Raw genomic sequence first — 22,142 nt, 5'->3', positions numbered from 1 at the left:
GCGTTATTGCTGGCTAACCGCACGGGCAGAGAGGAATTTCATCTGCGGATGAGATCCATGCCGAGCAGGCCAGCAGAGAATCTGAGGACAACAGCCGTGCCGAGTACCCGACAGCGTTCGATCGTCCGTCTCGCCGTGGTGGCCACCGTGGGCCTCGGCCTTGCCGGCTGCATGTCCAATTCCGACGGCATGTACGGTTCCGACGGCGATGCGCCCGACGTGGCTCTGGTGAAGGGGCTGATGAAGTCCATCGGCGCCGTCGATCCGAACGAGAAGCCGATCGAATATCAGCCACGCGCGCCGCTCGCCATGCCGAGCGACGACAAGGATCTGCCCGCTCCGGAGACGGCCTCCACCGCGCCGGCCGACTGGCCGCGCGACAAGGATGCGGAGCTTGCCGCCATCCAGCGGGCGAACGACCGTCGCGATGCGGCAGGCAACATCAATATCGAGAAGACGGACCATCGCCTCGGCATCGAGGAGATCAAGAAGGGCACTCTTGGCGCCGGCAATGACCGGCTTAAGGATGGCCCGGGTTCGATTCGCGAGGATGGCGCCTGGGAGAAAAGCCAAAACCGCCTGACGATCGAAGAGATGAAGGGCCAGAAGATGGTCAAGCCGGAAGACACGGCCAAGCTCTTCGATGCAAACGGCAAGCCGCAGCGCAACTACCTGATCGAACCGCCGGTGGAATATTCCACCCCGGCCGCGACCGCCGCCCTTCCCGATGTCGAGAGCATCAAGAAGGAAAAGGTGAAGCCCGTGACCGACGCGATCGACGATTACGATCCCGTCCTCGACAAGACGCGCTAGAGCATATTCCGATCGGATTGAAGCAATCTGATCGATAAGAAACCGCGCCAGAGAGCTTCGGGTTGGACGGACGCATGTCGCCGATCCTTCGAGACGGCCTTGTCCGGCCTCCTCAGGACGACGCGATACGTGTCGCTGGTTCTTTCGATGCAGGCATCACCATACTCGACGCCATCCTGAGAGACCGGCCCGGAAATGGTATCGGGTTGAGCGTTTTCGCGCCATTCCCCCTTATGCCCCTCCGCCGGGTGATGACGATGGAGGGGCATGAAGGCGCGTGGAATTCGGGGCGAAGAACCAACTAACACTTTCGAGTCTGCCTCTCAGGAGGCGCCCAGCGGGCGTCTCGAAGGATCGGCCGCAGTTCCGATCTCCGCGATCCGGCACACCACAGGGCCCGCCCGTCACGCATAGCCTGCGTTTTCAGCGCTCCGAAGATGCAAGATCTTTCTCATCGCCCATGATGAAAAGGCCTCCCGCGCCGAGCGGACAAGTATCGTCAAACCGCCAGAAAACGCCGCGTATCCTGCGGTTTTCCCGTACTCTTCCGTAGCGATCCCCACGCATCCTTACGGATAATTCATTCGCCCCGGCGCCCGCAAACGGCCTATATCCTTCGCGAGAGTGCGCACGCGACCAGCGAAGGAGCCTCAATCCGTGTCTTTAACGAAAAGCCGGTTCATGCGGGCGGCGTTTTCCGCCGCCCTTTCCGTGTCCGTTCTTGCCGGCGGCGTTCTTGCCGCCACCGGGCCCGGCCGGGCCGAGACCACGCCGCCGCCCCAGGAAAGCACGTTCGCCGATGTGAAGATCGGCGCCGACGTTTCCACCTTCACCCTCGACAACGGCCTACAGGTGGTGGTCATTCCCGACCACCGCGCGCCCGTCGTCACCCAGATGATCTGGTACAAGGTGGGTGCGGCCGATGAGAGCCCGGGCAAATCCGGCATCGCCCATTTCCTCGAGCACCTGATGTTCAAGGGCACCAAGACCCACCCGCAGGGCGAATTCTCCGCCGTCGTCGCCGAACTCGGCGGCCAGGAAAACGCCTTCACCTCCTCCGACTACACCGCCTATTTCCAGCGCGTGGCCAAGGAACACCTGAAGACGGTGATGTCCTTTGAGGCGGACCGGATGGAGAACCTGGTGCTCACCGACGACGTGGTGGCGCCCGAACGCAAGGTCATCCTGGAAGAGCGGTCCATGCGCGTCGACAACGACCCGGGCTCGCGGCTTTCGGAAACGGTCAACTCGGTGCTCTACGCCAACAACAGCGGCTATGCGATTCCCGTCATCGGCTGGCGGGCGGAGATGGAGAAGCTGTCGGCCAAGGACGCCATCGACTTCTACAACCGCTTCTACACGCCCAACAACGCGGTGCTGGTGATCGCCGGCGACGTGACGGAGGCCGAGGTGAAGACGCTGGCTGAGGAAACCTACGGCAAGGTCGCGCGCCGGGCCGATCCGCCGGCCCGCATCCGCGCGGCCGAGCCTCCGCTGCCCGGCCACCGCATCGTGACGCTTGCCGATGTGCGCGTGAAGCAGCCGAGCATTCGCGACGTCTGGATCGTACCGAGCGACACCACCGCGAAGAACGGCCAGGCCGAGGCGCTCGACGTTCTGGCCGACGTTCTGGGCGGCGGCGCGACCAGCCGGCTTTACCGCCAGCTCGTCGTTACCGACGAGATCGCCACCAGCGCCGGCAGCTACTATTCCAGTACCCAGCTCGGCCCCACCGACTTCACCGTCTACGCGGTGCCGCGCGACGGAGTGAGCCTTGATGACCTCAGGACGGCCTGGACCAAGGTGATCGCCGACATCGCCAAGAACGGCATCACCGACGAGGAGCTCGCCCGCGCCAAGCGCAAGGTGCTGGCCAACGCGATCTACGCCCAGGACAGCCAGCAGATGCTGGCGCGCATTTTCGGAAGCACGCTGACCACGGGCGGCACCATCAAGGACGTGCAGGAATGGCCCGCGCGGATCTCCAGGGTCACGGCCGATCAGGTCAAGGCAGCCGCCGCGGCCTATCTCGGCGAGAACACGTCCGTGACCGCCTATCTCACCGGCAAGCCGATTGAGGACGGGAACAAATCCTGATGACCCATCATACTTCTGGAACACCGCGCGCGACGGCAAGGGCCGCGGTGCGGGCCGAGACCACCGCCGCGCGCCGCGGGCTCGCCGCGCTGGTAACACTCGCCGTCCTCATGACGCTGATCCTGCTTGCGCGGCCGGCAGGCGCGACCGAGATCCAGCGCGTCGTCAGCCCGGGCGGTATCGAGGCGTGGCTCGTTGAAAACAACACCATTCCACTGATCTCGGTCGACTTCGCCTTCCAGGGCGGGGCGACGCAGGATCCGGCCGGAAAGGAAGGCCTCGCCAACCTGATGTCGACGCTGCTCGACGAGGGCGCGGGCGATCTGACCTCGCAAGCCTACCAGACGAAGCTGGAGGACCTGTCCGTCGAGCTCGGCTTCAGTGCCGGGCGCGACACGTTCTCCGGCAGCATGAAGACGCTGACCGCCAACCGCGATGCCGCATTCGACATGCTGCGGCTCGCGATCACCGATCCGCGTTTCGACAAGGACGCGATCGACCGCATGCGCACCCGGCTCGTCGCCGGCATCCGAAACGACAGCCGCGATCCGGATTCGGTGGCGATCGACCACTGGTACGCCGCAGCCTTTCCCGGCCACCCCTATGGCCGCCGGACGGAAGGCACGGAAAAGACCCTCGCCGCCATCACCCGCGAGGATCTGGTGGCGCTGCACAAGCACCTGATGGCGCGCGACAACCTGAAGATCGCCGTCGTCGGCGCGATCGACGCCAAGACGCTCGCCCCCCTGCTCGACAAGACCTTCGGCAAGCTTCCCGCCAAGGCGGATCTCATCAAGGTGCCCGACGTGACGATGAAAACCGGCGTGGTGGAGAACGTCGACATGGACGTGCCGCAGGCCGTCATCCGTCTCGGCCTGCCGGGGCTGAAGAGGGCTGACCCGGATTTCATTCCGGCCTACGTGATGAACTACATCCTTGGCGGCGGCAGCTTCTCCTCCAGGCTCTACGAGGAAGTGCGCGAAAAGCGCGGGCTCGCCTATTCGGTGTGGTCCTACCTCGCGCCTTACGACCATACCGGCATCCTGATGGCGGGAACCGGCACGAAGGCGCAAAGCGCGGGCGAGACGCTGAAGATCATGGAGGAGCAGATCGCACGCATGGCCAAGGACGGGCCAACGGCGGACGAGCTGAAGAAGGCCAAGAGCTATCTCACCGGCTCCTATGCCCTGCGCTTCGATACCTCCGGCAAGATCGCCGACCAGCTCGTCGGCATCCAGATGGAGAACCTCGGCATCGACTACATCAACAAGCGCAACGACCTGATCGAGGCGGTGACGCTGGACGACGTGAAACGCGTCGCCAGGGAACTTCTGGCCGGCAAGAAGCCGACGATCGTCACGGTGGGCCGCGCAGCCTCCTGAGGCCACCGGCAGGACCGGAAAGATCGGGCGGGACGGCAGGCAGCCGCCCCGCCCTTTTTCTTTGCCGATGCGGCTTTCCGCAACCTTGCGCAAGCGCCTTTTCGGCCGCGCGAGGGCGGCATGAGCGCCCCACTTCTCACCCTGCGGAATTACGTACAAATCGCCGCGCCAAAACCGCGCAGGCGACATGACGCCGCTCGTCCGAAATCACAATCCTTTGGCATAATCCAAGAAAATCAGCGAGTTATGACGCCATTGCGACCCTGCCATGCATTGGTTTGAATCCACAGTTCTGCCGCTTTTTTAACACATTTCAGCCATGATTGAAGCCTAGCTCGCCGGTGTCTGTTTTCTGACTGAAGGTTCAAAAAAATGAGTCAAGGCGTTGCAATGGGCATCGGGCTCGGCATCGGTGCCGCGGTCGGTGCGTCTTTCGTCAGCTCCGCGCTCGGTCTGCTGGTCGCGGTTGCCGTGGGCATCTTCGCAAGCGGTTTCTTCTACACCGTCCAGGGTGCGACCGAGGACGAATAGGCGTTGTCCGGCCCCCTCAGGGGCCGTGGATGGCTGGCGGCGTCGAGCCCGACGCGCGACCCATCCTCCGAGACGCCGTCCGCTCCGGCTCCTCATGGTGAGCCCGCCGCCCTTCCGACCGCCCTGCGGGGCATGGACGGGGCGGGTTCATCAAGAGGAGCCAGGCGGGGACCGGAGCGTCTCGCAGGATGGGCCGCAGGGCCCGCCGGAAAGCCGTCCAGGCCGATCCGACATGTCGGCACGCGCACGAGCCGTTCACCCCACGGGCGATGGGTGGGATACATCGCTTGCGAGCGATACCGCGATCGCGGTCCGTGCCAGCTCCTCGGTAATACGAAAAATCGGAAAATGAACGGCCCGCCGGAGCGTCAGTCGCTCCAGGCGGCGTTGTGTGATCGGCAGGAAGCCGCTCTGGATCGCTTCGTAGTCTGGCGGAAACAGAGTGCGCGTTTTCGCATTGTGGTCGATCCGTCGAAACGACGCTGTCAGGCCGTCTCAGAGGCTGGCCCGAAAATAGTATCGGGTTGTGCGCCTTCGACCATCTCCCTCATGCCTCACCGCCGTCATTGCCCGGCGAAGTTCGGGCAATCCATCGCCAGCTTGCAGTATTTGGGGCACGCGCTGGATCACCCGGACTTCGCCGGGTGATGACGATGGAGGGATATGAAGGCGCATAGAACCCGAGGCGAAGAACCAACTACCACTTTCGGGCCAGCCTCTGAGGAGGCGCGACAGCGCCGTCTCGAAGGATCGGCCACTCGGCCTTCCGCCTGACGACAGAACGCCCTAGCCGACCGCGCGGCGGCGCTCGTTGCCTGCCAGCGGGCCGCCCTGCAGCACGTCGGCGCGGACCGGCCGCGGAGGCGAGAACAGGAAGCCCTGGCCGAAGCCGATTCCGTATTCCAGGATCTCCAGCACCTGCGCTTCCGTCTCGATGTGATCGGCGACCAGCTCGATGCCGTAGCGCACCAGAAGATCGGCGAAGTCGTGCGGATGGATATCGCCGGCGACGGCCGGCGCGCGGCCCATCAGCCGGTCGGCTGCGATCTTTGCGAACGAAAAACCACGACGGCTGAGCCCCCGGAAATCCGCGCCCATGTCGGTGATCTGGTCGACGGAGAAGCGGAAGCCCATGTCGTGCAGCGCCGAAAGGGTCTCGAACTCCAGCGGCCCCATCGCCTCCACGCCGGCCTGGGTGAATTCCAGCACGATCAGTTCGGCGAGCTGGCGGTTCTTGTCCATGTAATCCATGAACCCGGGGAAGAACTTCTCGTCGGCGAGCGTCAGCGGCGAGATGTTGCAGAACAGCGCCACCGCCTTGTTGCGCGATGAAAGCCGTCGCAGCACCTGTACCGAGCGCAGCAGCAGCACGTTGTCCACCGCGGGAATGATGCCGAGGGTTTCCGCGATCGGCACCGTGTGCAGCGGCAGCAGCACCTCGCCGTCCTCGGTGCGCAGGCGCGTCAGCGCCTCGTAAAAGCGCACCTGGCGCTGCGGCAGCGTGACGACGGGCTGCAGGTAGAGATCGATGCGGCTCGCCTCGATGGCCCGTGCGACCGCATCGCGCAGCGCCGGGTCGTCCACGCCGCCGCCGGCGCTCCAAAGCGCGCTGCCCGGATCCTGCCACGACTGGCCGTACTGGTCGGACTGGCCGTACTGGTCGGAGCGACCCTGCCCGCCGTAGCCGTTAGAGATCGCCCGCGGCGGCGGGGCGAGCCCTGCCGGCGGAGGCGCGACGTAGCCGCCGCCGGCACGCGCGTTCATCAGCGCCGGCATTTCCGTCACCCGGGTCTCCAGATCGGCCACGGCCTCGGCGATCTGCTTGACCAGCGTGCCCAGCACCTCCACCTCGACGAAGACGGGCTCGATCTCGTCGCGGGCGCGAGCGGGAAAGCCGGTCTCGAAAGCGGCAAGCCGGTTCTCGAGGTTCTGCACTTCCTCATTGATCTGGACGACGCCGCGACTGACCATGTCGACCTGTCGCTGGGTGCGGTTCCTGTCGCGCGTGCGCATGACCTGCAGATTGACGAGATACAGCGCCACGAGGATGGCGGTTCCCACGATCGACGCATCGCTCAGGCTCGTTCCGAACAGGAAATACAGGACGGCGCTCGCCGAGCCGGCGATCACCACCATGCAAATCCCGATAAATAACGCCGATACCCAGGCCATGTCCGCGTCAGCCGCCGTCGCAGGTCGAATCAATCACAATTTCCGGCAATTCTGCCCGAAAGCCGCAACATAGCCCAATGCTCCCCTGTCGTCGGCAGCGGAAAAACGTAAATACGCGTTAAGAATTGCGATCTCCCCCATTATCACCCCTCGGGCAGGCCCTAAAATAACTGCCCGTGCCATTTCGGCACACATCCATCCCGTCGGCCGGCGCGACATTTTGGCCGTTGACCTTCCAGTTACAGCAAGGTCCATGCTCCGGATCAACGCTGAACGCGCTCCCAATGCAACCAAGCGGAGAAGACGATGATTGTCCTGAACGTCGAAGGTATGTCCTGCGATCACTGCAAGAAGGCGGTCGCCAATGCGGTGTCCGGCGCCGACCCGAAAGCGCAGTACTCGATCGACCTGGAAAGCGGCCGCGTCGAGGTGACGTCGGAACTGCCGGCCAAGACCTTCGCGGATGCGATCGAGGAAGCCGGTTACGACATCACCGGTACCGAGACCGCCTGACAGGCCAGATCTTACAGCCGGGCCTGCCAGTCAAGGCCATATAGTCGAGACCTGATCGATCCGGCATTTGGAGGGGCGGCACGCCGCCCTTGCGAGTGCTCTTTCGCGTCCGTTTGCATTCCTCCCCTGCCTTCCCGCCTATCGGTCGAAAGCGGCATATTCCGTAAGGGCCGATTTGCCGTATCCTTGCGGGCACAACAACAGGCGGCGGCGCTTGCCGCGCTGCCGACCTGTCGCCGATGCAAGGCACCTTTGGGAGGAGACCGTGAGCGCCACGAGCGCCGGGAGCAAGGGCGGGGGCGACGCCACGGACGGTTGCGGCGCGCAGGCCATCCGCCACCACCTCACGCTGATCCTGGCAAGCCCGGCATTCGTCGCCTCGCCGCAATTGCGCGCGTTCCTTAGCTACGTGGTCGAACGGCGTCTCGACGGCGAACCGGACCGGATCAAGGGCTATACCATCGCCACCGAGGCGCTTGGCCGCCCCTCGTCCTTCGATCCTTCGGCCGATCCGATCGTGCGCGTGGAGGCCGCCCGTCTCAGGCGCCTGCTCTCCGATTATTATGGGAGCGAAGGCGCCAATGCCCCCCTCCGTATCGACATCCCCAAAGGCGGCTACGTTCCGCGCTTCAGCCGTCAGGCCGGCGCGGCGGCCAGCGGGGAAGCGCCCAGTGGAGAGGCGGTCGAAGCGGAGCCGACGCGTCCCCGAATCCGGAATTTGCGGATGGCAGGAGCCGTGGCGGCGGTCGTCGTGATCGCACTCGCCGTCCCGCTCGTCTACCAGCCCGCGCCCGTCGACCGTTCCGGCCCCCCCTCCGCCGAGATGGCGGTCGCAAGGATTGCCGAACCGGGCATGGCGAAGCCGGCCGGATACAAGGGGCCCCTGCCGGCCGTCCATGTCGCCGCGATCACCGAGGACCCCGCCACCGCCCTGCCCGCCGGCTTTTCGAGCCTCGCGCTGCACGACAAGCTCGCCCGTGCGCTGGCCCGCTTCGACGAGATCGGGGTGAGCGAGCGCCCGGAAGCGGCCGACTACCGGCTGGAAGGCCACATCGCGGTCGATCAGGGCCGGCTTTTCCTCAATTTCAGACTGCTCTACCAGGCAAGCGGCGAGGTCGTCTGGTCATCCCTCTTCGATGTGGCAAGCGATGGCGAGCCGGCGGATCTGCTTGAGGAGCGGGTGGCCCGCAACGCCGCGACCGCCATCGCCCAGCCCTACGGCGTGATCTTCAACCACGCGGCCGCAAATGCGGGCGGGACGAACGAGGCAGGAGCGGCACCGGGCAAGGAGCCGAGCGGGTTTGCCTGCGTTCTGCGCACTTTCACCGCGCAGCGGCGTTTCACGCCCGACATGAACGCCCGCAGCCGCGCCTGTCTCGCAAGCCTGGCGGCCAGGACCCAAGCACCGGCGGCCGTTCACGCCCTGCTGCCGCTCGCCTATGTCGACGACGCCCGCTCGGGCCGCGATCCGGGCCGCAGAAGCGCCGATCTCGACAAGGCGCTGGAGCTTGCCCGCCGGGCGGTGGCCCTGTCGCCGCAAAGCGGGCGTGCCCATCAGGCGCTGGAAGCCGTGCTTCTTCTTCTGGGCCGCCACGCGGAGGCGCTGGAAGCCGGCCGCCGGGCGCTGGAGCTCAACCCCAACGACCCCGACATCATCGCCACCCATGGCGGAGCGCTGGTGATGAGTGGCGACAGCGAGAAGGGGCTGACGCTTCTGGTGCATGCCGGCCGGCTCAGCCCCGATCACCCAGAGTGGTACACGGTCATGACCGTGTTCGGCGCGCTGGGCACCGGCCGGATGGTGCTTGCGCAGACGGAAGCGGAAAGCCTTGACGGCTCGACCGCGCTGTCGGCCCTGCTGGCGCGTCTTCTCGTCGCGCACAAGGCCGGGGACACGACCGCCTCCCGCACCGTGCTTACCGAGCTTGAGACTGAATTCCCCTCGTTTGCAGACGATCCGGAAGCGATCTTGCGCTCCGCGCTGCCCTCGCCCGCGCTGCAGGCAAGCCTTCTCGCCGCGGTTCGAGAGGCACAGGACCGCGGGCGCTGAGCCGGCGAAGCGCATGGCGCTCGTTCCGGCTTCGAAACGTCCCTTGTTAACGGTGCCTTCGCCGAGATGCCGTTGCGTGTTGAGCATTTCCTGCGTCCGGTCTATAGCGGGCGGACGAGATGGTTTCGACTTCTTGACGGGGGACCGAGAAGACATGAGCAATCCGACCGCCTTGGGCCGACTGGCGAAAGCAAGCGCACTCGCCGTCGCAATGCTGCCGGGCATGGTGTCGTTGCCGGGCCATGCGGAAACGCCGGTGCTGTCGGGCGAGCTTACCAGCGCTCGCGAGAACCTTGCCACCGCTTGGTCGCACGCGGCCCTGAGCTTCACCGTCGCCACCTTTACCGACGGCAAGGCCGAAGGCTATGGCCGCTACACCCCCAAGGCAGAACCCGTCTTTGCCCCCAACGAAACGATGCAGGTCTATGCCGAACCCGTTGCCTATGGCTTCGGCAGCGGGGACGGTCTCGTTACGGTTGACCTCGCCGCCAGTTTCGAACTTCGCACGACGAGCGGGCAGGTCCTCGCCTCCGGCAACGAATTCGCCCATCTTACGGCGCAGGCGCGTCACCCGATCCGCGAGTTCCCCGCGACCCTCACCTACCGCTTCGACGGGCTTTCTCCCGGCGACTACGTTCTGGTGACGCGGCTCGTCGACGCCAATTCCGACAAGTCGGGCGCCTTCTCGCTGCCGTTCACGGTAAAGGCCCCCTGAGGCCTCTTGCGCCGCCTTGCATACATGCGTAAACGCCCGCCCTTCGCAATCGAAGGACGGGCGCCAACCGGATGTCGCACTGGGTCCGCCCCACCACGCCGCCCTGGCCTCACGGGCGGCGGGATCGTTCTTAGCGCGACACCCTCAAGCGGGTGATCTCCTTGGCGATGTTGGAGAAGGCCAGCGTCAGTTCCGTATTGGAGTCCGACTTGTAGGCCATGCTCGGCTTGGTCGCGCAGTCCTCCAGCATGTCCAGCGTGCTCTGATCGGAAACCTGGAACGCGATCGTGTAGATCTCCACCCCGCCCTGGCTCTTGGCGTTGGCGCAGGTTTCCGCCGTGCGCGCATTCATGGTGTTGTGCACCACCCATGAGCTGTCGGTCGTTTCCGCGCGCCCTTCGGTGACATAGCCATAAGCGTTGTACTTGGAGGCGTTGGGGTTCTTGTCGTACCACTCGTAGGTGTTCGCACCGTCCGTCATCAGGATCATGATGCGACGGTGTCCCGGATAGGCCGGATCGTCGAGCGCGCGACCGCCGGTGAAGGGTTCGCCCGGCGAAAGTGCCCGCCAGCCCCATGCCACGCCCTGCTGGATGTTGGTATAGCCATCGGCGACCATCGCCGTCACGGCGTTGTCCAGCGTCGTGCGGCTGGTCGTCAGCGGCGTGATCGGCTGGGTCTTGCACGAGTAGTTGGGGCCCCTGGTGACGCCGTTGCTCGATGTGCTCAGCGCCGCCCCGTCATACTTGCAGAGCCGCTTCTGCTTCAGGTTGTGACCGTCGGTGCCGATTTCCTCGATACTCTCGGTGCAGGAGCCGCCGTCGTCGTCGATCCAGTTGTTGGAATAGCGGTAGGACCGCCAGTTGCCGTAGGAATAGTAGCCGCCCTCGTCCGGCTCATCGGGCGCGAACTCCGGAACGTAGAGGCTCGCCGGAGTGGCATCGCTCGCCGGGTCGTCGTTGACGTCATAGGGATAGGGCCGCGCCTCCACGCATCCCTGCCAGGAAACGCCGCTGATCTGGTTGAAAAGCGCGAAACGCGAGACGCCGGTCGTCTCCATGTTGTTGGCATTGAGCGGCGACAGGCCGTTCACGTCCATCCACGACGCATTCTTGTTTTCCGCCCCGACATTGACGAAGGCGGTAAAGGGGACGATGCCGATCTTGACGCGGTCGGCCATGCCGCCGGTGGCGTTGGCCGCAAGCAGGGTGGCCGTCAGATCCTTGGCCGAGGTCTTCAGGGTCGAGATCTTCGTTCCGTCCATTGAACCGGAATTGTCCAGCACCATGACCACGTCGAAGCTCGCCTCGCCCACCCGCGTCTCCGCCGCGATCTTGAAATTGAACTCCTCGATGCCGAGAAGAGGAGCGAAGGAGGTGGGTACGCTCACATCGGCGGAAACCGTCACCGTGCCGTCGCCATCGGGAACCGCGGAGAAATTGGCGATGGACGCGGACCCACCGACGAAATTGGCGTCAAACGCGGCGCGGGCACGGGCGGCGACCTGTTCGGTGGTGAGACCGAGCGTCTTGGTGTTGGCGGCGAGCGCGGCGGCATCCATCGCGATCTGGGCACGCTGCTTGGCCGCCACGACATCGGCCATGTCGATCCCTGCCCCCACTGCAAAAACGACGGGGACTGCCGTCAGTCCGAACAGCATGGCGACATTGCCACGCCGGTCCTTCATGAATCTGCGGATCATTGCACATTCCTCGCAAGGAGGCCTCACCGGGCCCCACGACATGGCGACCGCCGCCTATATTTGGGCGAATGCGCATCGAAACTTGATGCGATACAGACTGCGCCACCCTTGTCGAAATATTTCCAATTCTTTTCAGAATTATTTCCCGCGATTATTTATTTATTGAAATTTTTAGGATGATTTTATACGTAGGTTATTTGAAGTTATGCTTCACCGGAAAGCCGTCGCATTTTCCCTGTATTCTCCCACATCATACTGGTCTCCCCCATTCAGGGCGTGCGGATACGGTTGAATACGCAGGCGGGCGGACGGATTGTCGCGGCGTGCAAATTGGCAATCGCAGGGCCGGCCAGGGACGAGGGTTAAGGTTTCGTCAACCATTCCCGAAATCGGGGTTATCGCGCAGCATTGGGGAGCCAGCGCCATGAGGCGCGGCAACGCCTGCAAGACAAAGCCCGGCACGGGTCCGCACCCGTCCGCCGATGCCAAAAAACACCTACCCATCCAATTGACAGCGGCGAGACGGCAACCTACATGGGGATCGGCCGTTAGCACTCTTCATTGTTGAGTGCTAACAGGCGCAGGATCCAGGCGCAAAGCATGGCCTGCTGAAATCAGTCTTCAAGGCATCATTGAGGAGCGCTGCTCATGGGGAGGGCGCTCCGAGAGAGGAAAGAGCCAGACAATGACTTTTCGTCCTTTGCATGACCGCGTCGTCGTCCGTCGCGTCGACTCCGAGGAAAAGACGGCCGGCGGCATCATCATCCCCGACACTGCCAAGGAAAAGCCGCAGGAAGGCGAGGTCGTTTCCGTCGGCCCCGGTGCGCGCGATGACAGCGGCAAGGTCGTGGCTCTCGACGTCAAGGCCGGCGATCGCGTGCTGTTTGGCAAGTGGTCCGGCACCGAGGTGAAGATCGACGGCGAAGACCTGCTGATCATGAAGGAAACCGACATCATGGGCGTGATCGCCTAACCGGCGCAGCCCTTCGATATCGACATCCCCTTTCAACCCTATTCGCGAGATAAGACACGATGAGTGCCAAAGACGTTAAGTTTTCCACGGATGCGCGCGACCGCATGCTGCGCGGCGTCGACATCCTCGCCAATGCCGTGAAGGTTACGCTCGGCCCCAAGGGCCGCAACGTCGTCATCGACAAGGCCTTCGGCGCGCCCCGCATCACCAAGGACGGCGTCACCGTCGCCAAGGAAATCGAGCTTGAGGACAAGTTCGAGAACATGGGCGCGCAGATGGTGCGCGAAGTCGCTTCCAAGACCAACGACCTGGCTGGCGACGGCACCACCACCGCGACCGTCCTGGCCCAGGCCATCGTTCGCGAAGGCGCCAAGTCGGTTGCCGCCGGCATGAACCCGATGGACCTGAAGCGCGGCATCGATCTGGCCACCGCCGAGGTCGTCAAGGACCTGACCGCCCGCTCCAAGAAGATCAACACCTCCGGTGAAGTCGCGCAGGTCGGCACCATCTCCGCCAACGGCGAGAAGGAAATCGGCGACATGATCGCCGAGGCCATGCAGAAGGTCGGCAACGAGGGTGTCATCACCGTCGAGGAAGCCAAGACCGCCGAGACCGAACTCGAGGTCGTCGAGGGCATGCAGTTCGATCGCGGCTACCTGTCGCCGTACTTCGTGACCAACGCCGAGAAGATGCTCGCCGATCTGGAGAAGCCCTACATTCTCCTGCACGAGAAGAAGCTCTCCAACCTGCAGGCGATGCTTCCGATCCTCGAGGCCGTCGTCCAGTCCTCGCGTCCGCTGCTCATCATCGCGGAAGACGTGGAAGGCGAGGCTCTGGCCACGCTCGTGGTCAACAAGCTGCGCGGCGGCCTGAAGATCGCCGCGGTCAAGGCTCCGGGCTTCGGCGACCGCCGCAAGGCCATGCTCGAGGACATCGCGATCCTCACCGGTGGCACGGTCATCTCCGAAGATCTCGGCATCAAGCTTGAGAACGTCACACTCGACATGCTCGGCACCGCCGAGAAGGTGACGATCACCAAGGAGAACACCACGATCGTCGACGGCGCCGGCTCCAAGGACGACATCCAGGGCCGCGTTGCGCAGATCAAGGCGCAGATCGAGGAGACCACCTCCGACTACGACCGCGAGAAGCTCCAGGAGCGTCTTGCCAAGCTCGCCGGCGGCGTTGCCGTCCTGCGCGTCGGCGGTGCGACCGAGATCGAGGTGAAGGAGAAGAAGGACCGCGTCGACGACGCCCTCAACGCGACCCGCGCGGCCGTGGAAGAAGGCATCGTGACGGGCGGCGGCACCGCGCTTCTGCGCGCCAAGGCCGCCGTGGAGAAGCTCTCCTCCGACAACCAGGATATCGAGGCCGGCATCAAGATCGTGCTGCGCGCCCTTGAGGCCCCGATCCGCCAGATCGCCGAGAACGCCGGCGTGGAAGGCTCCATCGTGGTCGGCAAGCTGCTGGAGAGCGATGCGTCCATGGGCTTCGACGCCCAGAACGAGAAGTACGTCAACATGGTGGAAGCCGGCATCATCGACCCGACCAAGGTCGTGCGCACGGCGATCCAGGACGCGGCCTCCGTCGCCGGCCTGCTGATCACCACCGAGGCGATGGTCGCCGAGCTGCCCAAGAAGGAAGCCCCCGCGATGCCGGGCGGCGGCATGGGCGGCATGGGCGGCATGGACTTCTAAGAAGTCCATAAAGCCGCCCATCAGGGCGAAAGCTGAAGTCGGAAAGGGCGGTCTTCGGGCCGCCCTTTTTGCTTGCCCATGGTTCTTGGCCAGCGAAGTCGGAACACCCGAATTCACATGGGCCACGCGGCAAGATCCCCCTTTCGCCAGCCTCCCCGACGCACTACATCTCGCGACGAACCGTTGAGCCAAGGAGCGTTCCATGTCCGATGATCTCGACACCCGCATCGCCGATCTGGAAGCCCACATCGCCCATCAGGAGAAGCGGATCGACGATCTCGATGCCGTCGTCACCCGCCAGGCCGGCGAAATCGAACATCTGCAGCGTCATCTGAGGGCGCTGGCGGGCCTCGTCGCGGAGCTTGAGGAGGCGAGCGAAGTGCCGATCACCAAGCCGCCGCATTACTGAAATCGCGCCGCCCGCGAAAAAACCGCGACTGCACGCTTGACTTAGAGCGCGCTCAAAGCCGTAGGTTCCTGCGCGTCGTGACGAAGACAGGCGTTATTCCATGAAGATCGGCGATCTGGCGAAGCGAAGCGGACTTTCCGCCCACACCTTGCGCTACTACGAACGCATCGGGCTTCTGCCCTATGCCGACCGCGACCGTTCGGGACAACGCGATTATGACGCGTCGATCCTCGAATGGATCGAATTCCTCCGCCGTCTGAAGACGACGGGGATGCCCATCCGCGACATGCTGCGCTACGCGCAGATGCGTGCAGATGGCGATGAGACGTTCGCCGAACGCGGCGCGCTTCTGCGCGAACACCGCGAACGCGTGCGCACTCATCTGGCCGATCTGGAAGCCTGCCTTCGTTCCCTTGACAAGAAAATCGCCTTTTACGGAAAGGCGAAGCAAAGGAAAGACGCAGATGACGGCCTCCCAAAAAACGACGATGAAGACACGGCGCCTCGGCCAGGGGCTTGAGGTCAGCGCCATCGGCCTCGGCTGCATGGGAATGACATGGGCCTACGGGGCCACGCCGGACGATCGCGGCGAGGCGATCGCCACCATCCGCCATGCCCTCGATGCCGGCCTGACGCTGCTGGATACGGCCGACGTCTATGGCCCGCACACCAACGAGGAACTCGTCGGCGAAGCGATTGCCGGCCGGCGCGACGAGGTGGTTCTGGCCACCAAATTCGGCATCCTGCGCGGCCTGACGACAGAACCGGGATCGTCTGCCCAGACGGTCAACGGCCGGCCCGAGTACGTGAAAGCATCCTGCGAGGGATCTCTGAAGCGGCTCGGTGTCGATCACATCGATCTGTACTATCTCCACCGCGTGGATCCAAACACGCCGATCGAGGACACGGTGGGCGCGATGGCCGATCTGGTGAAGGCCGGCAAGGTGCGCCACATCGGCCTGTCGGAAGCCAACCCCGACACCATCCGCCGGGCGCAAGCGGTCCATCCGCTGACCGCCGTCCAGAGCGAGTATTCGCTGTGGACGCGGGACCCGGAGGACAGCGTCCTCCAGACCTTGCGCGAACTGGGCATCGGGCTCGTCGCCTATTCGCCGCTTGGACGCGGCTTCCTGTCGGGCGCCATCCGCTCCCTCGACGATCTGGCGCCGGACGACTATCGCCGCCGATCTCCGCGCTTCATGGGCGAGAATTTCGCCCGCAATCTGGAGCTGGTTTCGGTGATCGAGGGGCTGGCGCGTGACAAGGGCGTCACGCCGGCGCAGCTGGCGCTGGCCTGGGTGCTCGCCCAGGGCGAGGATATCGTGCCCATCCCCGGCACCCGGCGCAGAACGCGGCTCGACGAGAACCTTGCCGCCGTCGATATCGCGCTCAGCGATAGCGAGCGCAAGACCATCGCCGACGCGCTGCCGGCGGCCGTTGGCGAACGCTACCCGGCCTCCACGATCGGCGAAGTGAACCGCTAGGAAGTGGAGCGAATGCGCCCGGGCTCATAGCCCCGGCGCATTCGCCGGCGCGGCCGACCGCCACATCGCACATGTCCGATTAATACGCCTTGCGTTTTCCCGTATACGGAATATTTTCTCTCATATGAGAGATATGAGCACTCCCCTTCTGGATATCCGCATTGCCGAGCGCCTGAAATCCCTGCGCAGCGAACGCGGCTGGTCACTCGATGCCCTGAGCGCGTTTTCCGGCGTCTCGCGGGCCACGCTGTCGCGGCTGGAAAACGGCGAGGTCAGCCCCACGACAGCCATCCTCGCGCGGCTCTGCGCCGCCCACAGCATGACCCTGTCGCGGCTGATGCTGATGGCGGAGGAAACGTTCGCCCCCCTGGTGCCGCGCGCCGAACAGCCTGAGTGGGAGGATGCCGGGGCCGGGTTCCGCCGCCGCTCGGTCTCCCCTCCGGCCACCGCTCTGTCGGGCGAGGTGCTGGAATGCCGCCTTGCGCCCGGTGCCGACATCGCCTACGACGCGCCGCCACGCGAAGGACTGGAGCATCATCTGGTGCTCATTGAGGGCGCGCTTGCCGTCACCGTGGACGGCGAGACCCACCATCTTTCCCCCGGCGACTGCCTGCGCTACCGGCTCGTCCGGGAGAGCCGCTTCGAAACCGCGGACGTGTCCGCCGGCTACTTCCTGTTCATGGTGTAACCGACCTATGACCCGACGCGCCGTTTCCCTCGCCTCTTCGCATCCCGTCATCTCCAGCCTGCCGGCCGCAGCCATGGAAGCCCGCCTCGGCGCATTTGCGGAACTCATCAAGGCCTGCGTGGACGCGGGGGCGAGCGTCAACTTCATCATGCCGTTCAGCGTCGAGGAGGCGTCGACCTACTGGCGCGGCAAGATCCTGCCGGGCGTTGCCGCCGGCAAGCGCATCATGCTGGCCGCCGATGTGGAAGGCCGGCTGGCCGGCACGGTCAATCTCGATCTCGACACGCCCCCGAACCAGACACACCGGGCCGATGTCAGCAAGCTGCTGGTCCACCCGGCGTTCCGCCGCCGTGGCATCGCGCGCATGCTCATGGAAGCGCTTGAAGATCACGCGCGGCAGGCGGGCCGCACGCTGCTGACGCTCGACACCCGGACCGGCGATGCCGCCGAGCCGCTTTACACCTCGATGGGCTACGTGACCGTCGGCGTCATTCCCGATTACTGCCGCGATGCGGACGGCAAGGGGCTGAGCGGCACCACGATCATGTACAAGAGGCTTGCACCGCCCTCCTCCTAGAGTGCTTTCCGTTCAGACAGAATCGTCTGAATGATAAAAAATCGCTCAAGATCAACGCCTTGAGCATATCCCGATCAGATTGAACTAATCTGCTCGGGATATGCTCAAGGGCATGGACGGGAACGCCTTCGATAGCATCGTCCGGTGGATGCGCGAGGTCCTGACGCGTAGCCGTCGGTCGTCGTCGCGCTTCATATCTTAAAAATCAAGTAAATCCATACTATCTATTGATGTATCAATTATTTATGTTAAGCAAATATTTTTCACATTTCAATTATTGTTTTATATTGATTCGGATATGGCTCTTGAATTACATTATGAACTGCAAATGCCTTTTGATCGAAAATATAATTCAAGTATTAAAGAGGAGGAAATCATGTCGGATTTTGATATTGCACGCGGCGACCAGGTCATCATCCATGTCCCGCCGGGAGCCGGCAAGGATGTGAAGATCGTCGAGACCGAGCCGAAGGGCCGCGGTCAGGACATCACGATTCAGGTCAGCCGGGAACGCAAGGTGCAGGTATCACCGGCGATCGGCGTCATCGTCAAGTGAGCCGCTGCGGACAAGCCGTGCCGTGCTGAACGTCCCGGCTTGTCCGTCGGTTCAGGCAAAGTTGCCCCGGCACATCCCGCACCTCTTGGACAGGCCACGCTTCGAGTGTCCATCAGACCGTACAGTTGAGCCATGGAGCAAGCGTTTCCCGCCACAGGAAGGGGCAGGCGAGCCGCGGCGGATAGCGTGTTTCGTGAGCTGTTTTTCTCCCGCAGCGGGAGCTTTTCGGGGACTTTGCCGAGAAAAGGCGCCTTCTGCAAACACGGCATCGGAACGCGGGCGCATGCTCCCTTCTCGGGATCGGCCGCGTGCGAACCAGTGCCGGGCAGATAGGGGCCCACCAGCCGGGCAGATGACTGCGCATCCGCCCGGTTCACGTCGACGCCCGGGTCGCGTCGCCGATCGATTTCCTGCGTCGTCCTGCCGGGCGGGAAGTCCGACCGGCGCGATAGCGCGCTCGCCGTTTCAAGCAGTCCTCTCACCCCGCCATCTCAACGCGGCCCGAATTGCGAAACGGGCCGCCACAGGAACGGGCCCTTTTCGTCATGACCGATATCGCACAATCCTATTGTCTGAGCTTTCCAACGAACATCGACCACGCCAAGAAGAGCCTGGTCCTATCCAACTATGAAGAACGGATCCGGATCGAGGGGATTCCGCCTTCGCTGGGCGTCGCCCTGCTCAAGCGCATCAACGACGGCGGGACGATCAATGATGCCGGGAAGGGCGGCGATGACCGGGAAGTGGCCGACACAGCCGCCGCAATATCGGCCGCGGACGACAGCATATCCGGTCTGGAAGGTGCCGCCGCCGAAAGGTTCCTGCGCACGCTCGTGCAAGAGAAAATCGCGGCCAGGCCGACGCGTTCGACCTGTACCGGGCACGAGTTGCGCGTGATCCTCGACGACCATTTCGCGGCCTGGAACACCGCCCTCTTCTCCCACAGCCTCTGGACGTCGCTTGCCGAGGGCAGCGCGCGCCCCGCCGTGGTCGACGGGTGGCTCATCGAATCCTACCATTTCATTCGCGGCGCGAACGCACGGCTTTCCTACGCGGCCTCCCTGTGCCCCGATCCCCGCATAAAGGCGATCTTCGCCCATCATTATGTCGAGGAATACGATCACTACGAATTCTTCGCGCAGAGCCTGCGCGCCCGCGCGATCGACGTGGATGACGTCGACAGGCAGGGACCGTTGGCGGCCACCCGCGCGGTGCTGAACATGGCGCGCAAGGCCGCGCGGACCGATCCCATCGCCTATGCGGCCTGCTCCGGCCTGATGGAGTCCACCGGCAGCGATGCCGACCGGGCGCGGACATTCTACGGCAAGGTGGCGGAGCATTTCGACAAGAGCGGGAGCGGTTTCGTCCGGCCGATGATCGCCCACGTCAATCTCGACGAGAAATTCGAGCACGGCAGCGTCATGGCCGATGTTCTCGATCCCATCCCCGTGTTGACGGTGGAACACGCGAACCGGGTGCTGCAGACCGTCTTCCAGTTCAAGGAGACGCTGATGATGTGGTTCTCCGAGGTCCAGACCCACTACCATCGAAATCCGTTCAAGGGCCGCGCGCTCTACCGGCACGGCCGCGGCAATCCGCCCGAATAGGGAAAGGGGGATCCACGATGCTCATTCGCAGTCCCGACGTCACCTTTTCGACCCTGGGGGATAGCAGCATCCTCGAGAATTCGGAAACCCGGCTGACGTTCACCGGCGCCAGCTCCCGGCTATGCACCGCGATCTGGTCGCAACTCGACCTCCGTGAGAGCGTCGAAGAGATTGCCGGGCAGACCGGCTATTCCGCCCGGTCGGTGAGCGACTTTCTCGCCGTGCTGTCCGAGGATCACTTCGCGCTCGACACCGGCTGCGATGCGCTGCTCGATGCCGATGCGGCGCTCGCTCTGACGCGCCGGTGCGCGGCGTTCTGGAACCGGCACGTCATGACGCAGCCGTTTCCCCGGCTCCTGTTCTCCGGCCAGGCCACGCCAAGCCACGTTCTGGGCTGGGGAATCGAGTTCCACATCTTCGTCAAGGCCGCGCGCGACTACATGGCGCGCGGGGCGAGCCGCATCGACGGTCCCACGCCCGCCTTGCGCGGACTTTGGGATCACTTCGTCGACGAGGCGTTCCACGATGCGATCTTTCGCGAGGGGCTGATCGGCTGCGGCGTGCCTGCGGGCAACATCGACAACCGCATACCGCTGCCCTCAACGACCGCTCTCCTCAACCACCTGTGGGAGGCCGCCGAGGACGGGGACCTTGCCTATGCGAGCGTTTTCGCGCTCATGCAGCCGCTGACCGAGCCCCCGAGCGAGGAAAACGTGCGCGCCCGCTACGCCTTTCTCAAAGAGGTCTATCCGGATGCGGCCCCGCTCTTCGACGCCTTCGAGCAGCATGACCTGATCGACGCCAGCCTCGAACACGCCTCGCTGACGATCGAACCGCTGCTGCGCGCACGCGGAGGCGTCTCGCGCCACGAGATGACCCTGATCACGCAGACCATCCAGCGCACGGCCGACTGTTTCGACCTGTTCTTCGCCGGCATCCAGTCGCACTATCGCAACAGGCTTACGATCGACTATCGCCAGATCCCGCGCATCGACGCCATGCTCCCCGCCGAGGCTTGAAGCATTCGTCGCTGCCGGCGAGCCCCCTTAAACCGGGCATTTTTTTCGGAGCGCGGGGATGTCGCCTGTGTGCGGGGCGCCCTACCCCGCCACCGGGCGCGGCTTGCCGTTTGCATCCACCGCGACATAGGTGAACTCGGCCTGGATCACCTTCTCGCGCACCTGGCTCAGCGCGCGCAGCGCCCAGGCTTCCACCTGCACCTTCATCGAGGTGCGGCCAACCTTGACGACCTCTGTATAGACGCAAAGAACGTCGCCGACCTTGACCGGCCGGATGAAGTGCATGGCATCCACCGCCACCGTCACCACCCGCCCGTGCGAGGTCTGGTTGGCGGCAAGTCCCCCGGCGATGTCCATCTGGGACATGACCCAGCCGCCGAAGATGTCGCCGGACGGATTGGTATCGCTCGGCATGGCGAGCGTCCGAGTTGTCAGTTCGCCACGCGGGCTTTCGTTGTCGTCCGCCATTTTCTGCCGCTCTCCAGTTGTTTCGACGAGGGACCTTCCGATCCCGAAAGGCATCCGTTTACCGGCCCTTGCCGGCCGCTGGCAACCGCCATTCGCGCATGGCGGCCAAGCCTTTGGTGCGCTACAAGCGGACGCGACGCCGGCGCTGCGACAACCGGGACATTCAGGCAGAGAACATCATGGCCGTTTCGCCGCAATTCCGTGATTTCGTGCTCGACCAGTTGAACGCGCTCGGGCCGCTGGAGACGAAGAGGCTGTTCGGCGGCCTGTCCGTGCGATGCGAGGGGCTGCATTTCGGTGCGCTTTTGTCGGGAAACATGTTCTATCTCGTGGCCGATCCCGCGCTCAGGAGCGATCTGGAGGCGTTGGGCGGTGCGATCTTCAGCTATGCGCGCGGCGAGAAGGTGATCGAGGTGCCGCGTTTCGTTTCCGTGCCGGAGGAGATCCTGGAGGATGTGGACGAACTCCTGCCGCTCGCGCGCCGCGCGCTCGACATCGCGCGTCGCGACCCGCGACGACGCCAGGCTTGATTTCAGCCCCGTATCATGTCAGAAGGCGAGGAACATCAAGAGAAGGGCTGGCGCCCTCGCCAACCTGCCCATCCGCGGCAAGGTGGTACCCGACGATAAGGGATGTGGCCCGGCGACTTGGTCGACCAGGCAACCCAGCGGTCTTCGCCAGTCCTCCTC

Annotated in this window: 21 protein-coding genes and 1 riboswitch; of the genes, 18 read left to right on the top strand and 3 right to left on the bottom strand. The window is 64.2% G+C overall.

From position 1 onward, the window contains the following. The first annotated feature begins 96 nt into the window (after positions 1–96). The 4 genes from V2L18_RS14595 (at position 97) to V2L18_RS14580 (ending at position 4,823) form a co-directional block, all read left to right on the top strand. On the top strand, positions 97–813 hold the full coding sequence (locus V2L18_RS14595; protein WP_336178991.1) for a hypothetical protein: 717 nt from the start codon (positions 97–99) through the stop codon (positions 811–813). 657 nt (positions 814–1,470) lie between these two features. Then, on the top strand, positions 1,471–2,910 hold the full coding sequence (locus V2L18_RS14590) for a pitrilysin family protein (protein ID WP_336178990.1): 1,440 nt from the start codon (positions 1,471–1,473) through the stop codon (positions 2,908–2,910). Next, a complete protein-coding gene (locus V2L18_RS14585; protein WP_336178989.1) occupies positions 2,910–4,292 on the top strand; it encodes a pitrilysin family protein in 1,383 nt (460 codons plus the stop codon). Before V2L18_RS14590 ends, V2L18_RS14585 begins: the two co-directional genes overlap by 1 nt. A 372-nt stretch (positions 4,293–4,664) precedes the next feature. Then, positions 4,665–4,823 (top strand): hypothetical protein, encoded by a 159-nt coding sequence (locus V2L18_RS14580; RefSeq protein ID WP_336178988.1) that lies wholly within the window; start codon positions 4,665–4,667, stop codon positions 4,821–4,823. Between the two features lie 786 nt (positions 4,824–5,609). Here the strand turns inward: V2L18_RS14580 and V2L18_RS14575 are convergent. Beyond that, complete coding sequence (locus V2L18_RS14575) at positions 5,610–7,028, bottom strand: EAL domain-containing protein (RefSeq protein WP_336178987.1); 1,419 nt, start codon at positions 7,026–7,028, stop codon at positions 5,610–5,612. A 273-nt stretch (positions 7,029–7,301) separates the two neighbouring features. On the opposite strand from V2L18_RS14575, the gene V2L18_RS14570 reads away from it, so the two are divergent. The 3 genes from V2L18_RS14570 to V2L18_RS14560 all read left to right on the top strand — a co-directional run bounded on the left by V2L18_RS14570 (position 7,302) and on the right by V2L18_RS14560 (position 10,273). Then, on the top strand, positions 7,302–7,508 hold the full coding sequence (locus V2L18_RS14570; RefSeq protein WP_336178986.1) for a cation transporter: 207 nt from the start codon (positions 7,302–7,304) through the stop codon (positions 7,506–7,508). Positions 7,509–7,773: 265 nt separating this feature from the next. Further along, complete coding sequence (locus tag V2L18_RS14565; protein WP_336178985.1) at positions 7,774–9,558, top strand: tetratricopeptide repeat protein; 1,785 nt, start codon at positions 7,774–7,776, stop codon at positions 9,556–9,558. Between the two features lie 154 nt (positions 9,559–9,712). Continuing rightward, positions 9,713–10,273: a hypothetical protein gene (locus V2L18_RS14560; RefSeq protein ID WP_336178984.1), complete on the top strand. Its 561-nt coding sequence runs from the start codon at positions 9,713–9,715 to the stop codon at positions 10,271–10,273. Positions 10,274–10,403: 130 nt separating this feature from the next. On the opposite strand, the gene V2L18_RS14555 is transcribed toward V2L18_RS14560, so the two are convergent. Continuing rightward, a complete protein-coding gene (locus tag V2L18_RS14555; RefSeq protein WP_336178983.1) occupies positions 10,404–11,975 on the bottom strand; it encodes a pilus assembly protein TadG-related protein in 1,572 nt (523 codons plus the stop codon). 685 nt (positions 11,976–12,660) lie between these two features. Between V2L18_RS14555 and groES the strand changes: the two genes are divergently transcribed. From groES to V2L18_RS14505, 10 genes are all read left to right on the top strand, one after another. Next, positions 12,661–12,948, top strand: a complete 288-nt coding sequence (gene groES, locus V2L18_RS14550) for a co-chaperone GroES (RefSeq protein WP_336178982.1) — start codon at positions 12,661–12,663, stop codon at positions 12,946–12,948. Positions 12,949–13,007: 59 nt separating this feature from the next. Then, entirely contained in the window at positions 13,008–14,645 is a 1,638-nt protein-coding gene (groL, locus tag V2L18_RS14545; protein WP_336178981.1) for a chaperonin GroEL, read from the top strand. A 202-nt stretch (positions 14,646–14,847) separates the two neighbouring features. Next, on the top strand, positions 14,848–15,054 hold the full coding sequence (locus V2L18_RS14540; protein WP_336178980.1) for a SlyX family protein: 207 nt from the start codon (positions 14,848–14,850) through the stop codon (positions 15,052–15,054). A 100-nt stretch (positions 15,055–15,154) separates the two neighbouring features. Then, entirely contained in the window at positions 15,155–15,574 is a 420-nt protein-coding gene (locus tag V2L18_RS14535; RefSeq protein WP_336178979.1) for a MerR family transcriptional regulator, read from the top strand. Next, on the top strand, positions 15,543–16,538 hold the full coding sequence (locus tag V2L18_RS14530) for an aldo/keto reductase (protein ID WP_336179138.1): 996 nt from the start codon (positions 15,543–15,545) through the stop codon (positions 16,536–16,538). Before V2L18_RS14535 ends, V2L18_RS14530 begins: the two co-directional genes overlap by 32 nt. A 133-nt stretch (positions 16,539–16,671) precedes the next feature. Continuing rightward, positions 16,672–17,226, top strand: coding sequence for an XRE family transcriptional regulator (locus V2L18_RS14525; protein ID WP_336178978.1), 555 nt, complete (start codon positions 16,672–16,674; stop codon positions 17,224–17,226). 7 nt (positions 17,227–17,233) lie between these two features. Continuing rightward, the gene (locus V2L18_RS14520) at positions 17,234–17,803 is read left to right on the top strand and encodes a GNAT family N-acetyltransferase (protein WP_336178977.1); all 570 of its coding nucleotides are present in this window, start codon (positions 17,234–17,236) and stop codon (positions 17,801–17,803) included. Between the two features lie 298 nt (positions 17,804–18,101). Further along, positions 18,102–18,359, top strand: coding sequence for a hypothetical protein (locus V2L18_RS14515; protein ID WP_336178976.1), 258 nt, complete (start codon positions 18,102–18,104; stop codon positions 18,357–18,359). Between the two features lie 545 nt (positions 18,360–18,904). Further along, complete coding sequence (locus V2L18_RS14510; RefSeq protein WP_336178975.1) at positions 18,905–19,966, top strand: iron-containing redox enzyme family protein; 1,062 nt, start codon at positions 18,905–18,907, stop codon at positions 19,964–19,966. A 17-nt stretch (positions 19,967–19,983) separates the two neighbouring features. Continuing rightward, entirely contained in the window at positions 19,984–20,985 is a 1,002-nt protein-coding gene (locus V2L18_RS14505) for a hypothetical protein (protein WP_336178974.1), read from the top strand. A gap of 81 nt (positions 20,986–21,066) precedes the next feature. Here V2L18_RS14505 and V2L18_RS14500 read toward each other — a convergent pair whose 3' ends face one another. Then, positions 21,067–21,453, bottom strand: coding sequence for an acyl-CoA thioesterase (locus V2L18_RS14500; protein WP_336178973.1), 387 nt, complete (start codon positions 21,451–21,453; stop codon positions 21,067–21,069). Positions 21,454–21,551: 98 nt separating this feature from the next. Here V2L18_RS14500 and V2L18_RS14495 point away from each other — a divergent pair, with 98 nt between their 5' ends. Further along, entirely contained in the window at positions 21,552–21,983 is a 432-nt protein-coding gene (locus V2L18_RS14495) for a TfoX/Sxy family protein (RefSeq protein ID WP_336178972.1), read from the top strand. Positions 21,984–22,010: 27 nt separating this feature from the next. After that, positions 22,011–22,130, top strand: a riboswitch (SAM-I-IV-variant riboswitch). The last annotated feature ends 12 nt before the right edge of the window (positions 22,131–22,142 follow it).

This window comes from Breoghania sp. JC706 (assembly GCF_037026715.1).
Lineage (GTDB): Bacteria > Pseudomonadota > Alphaproteobacteria > Rhizobiales > Stappiaceae > Breoghania.
This window is presented reverse-complemented; position numbering and strand designations above follow the sequence as displayed.